Below are 1,373 nucleotides of genomic sequence, written 5' to 3'. Positions count from 1 at the left end.
TTGTGCGAGAGAGATACCGTCGTTGGCGTTACGCGCTGCCTGGGTCATACCACGGATGGAAGAGGTGAAGCGGTTAGAAATTGCCAGACCTGCCGCATCGTCTTTTGCGCTGTTGATACGCATACCAGAAGAGAGGCGCTGAATCGCAGTACCCAGTTGGCTCTGGGATTTGTTCAGGTTGTTCTGAGCCATCAGACTCAGTGCGTTGGTGTTGATAACCTGACCCATTGAAAATCCTCGTTAGCTGGTATAAAAAAGCCCTCCGGGGAAGAGGGCAAACCGCGCGTGCAGCACGCGCGTAATGACATTGAAGGGGTAGCGCAGATTAACGCAGCAGGGAGAGAACGTTCTGCGGAACCTGGTTGGCCTGGGCCAGTACGGAGACACCCGCCTGTTGCAGGATGTTGGCGCGGCTCATGGCAGACACTTCAACAGAGAAGTCTGCATCCTGAATACGGGAGCGCGCTTCGGTGGTGTTGATGATGTTGGTGTTCAGGTTAGCAATGATGGAGCTAAAGCGGTTCTGAACGGCACCAAGGTCGGCACGGAAGTCGGCAATCTGGGTAATGGCGTCATCCAGTTTTTCCAGCAGGTTGTCGGCAGAGTTAGCACCAAATTCCTTCAACACAATGTCGGAATCGGCAGGACGAACGTCGGTGGAAGTTGGTACACCTGTAGTACTAAAGGAGACTTCTTTCAATACCTTACCACCGAAACCATCATCGCCGCCGTAAACGAAGTAACGATCGCTTGTGCCATCGTTCATCATAATCATCTTCATGCCAGAAGATTCAACAGTCTCTCCGGCACCAAAAGCATCCTCAGCAACAGAGTTAAGTATGGCCTCGGTCAGGGGAATATCTGTCGTTCCGCTTTTAACATTATCACCCGCTTTCAGCTCAGTAGACGAGCCTTCTGTGAACTTACTTGGGCCCTTCAGCAGCATATCTTTGTCGGCCGGGTCGGAAACAACGGTGAACGCATTCACATCCACATCGTCCTTAATTTTGACATTGGCGCCACCATCGCTCTCGAAGGTGAGCTTGGTCATATCGATTTCATACAGCTGATCATTATCCTGATCATAAGCAAAGGCCTTGTCATCGAGAACCATTATATCGACTTTACCCGCATCCGGAGAACCCGGCATATTTGCGACAAGTTTAGCATGATCGGTTGTGGCTATTTTCCAGGTTGCTGTTTGGCCCGGAGGCGTAATTCCAGTGTCTGCATTTGCTGCTTTTACTTCCGCGGCTTTGTCATATTGACTGCTCGCTGTACCTGCCCCATTCACGGTGATACCGATATCTTCGAAATCTTTCATAAAGGAGTCCAGACCCAGGGTCTGCATATCCAGTTTGTTCAGTTTGATG

2 protein-coding genes are annotated in these 1,373 nt (G+C 50.7%); both read right to left on the bottom strand.

Annotated elements, in window-relative coordinates:
- Positions 1–228 (bottom strand): flagellin N-terminal helical domain-containing protein (locus tag VSR74_RS23165; RefSeq protein ID WP_459349932.1); only part of this gene is annotated, 228 nt, incomplete at its 3' end.
- Between the two features lie 97 nt (positions 229–325).
- Positions 326–1,373 (bottom strand): flagellin (locus VSR74_RS23160; protein ID WP_347796831.1); only part of this gene is annotated, 1,048 nt, incomplete at its 5' end.

This window comes from Pseudocitrobacter cyperus, assembly GCF_039889165.1.
GTDB classification, from domain to species: Bacteria; Pseudomonadota; Gammaproteobacteria; order Enterobacterales; family Enterobacteriaceae; genus Pseudocitrobacter; species Pseudocitrobacter cyperus.
This window is presented reverse-complemented; position numbering and strand designations above follow the sequence as displayed.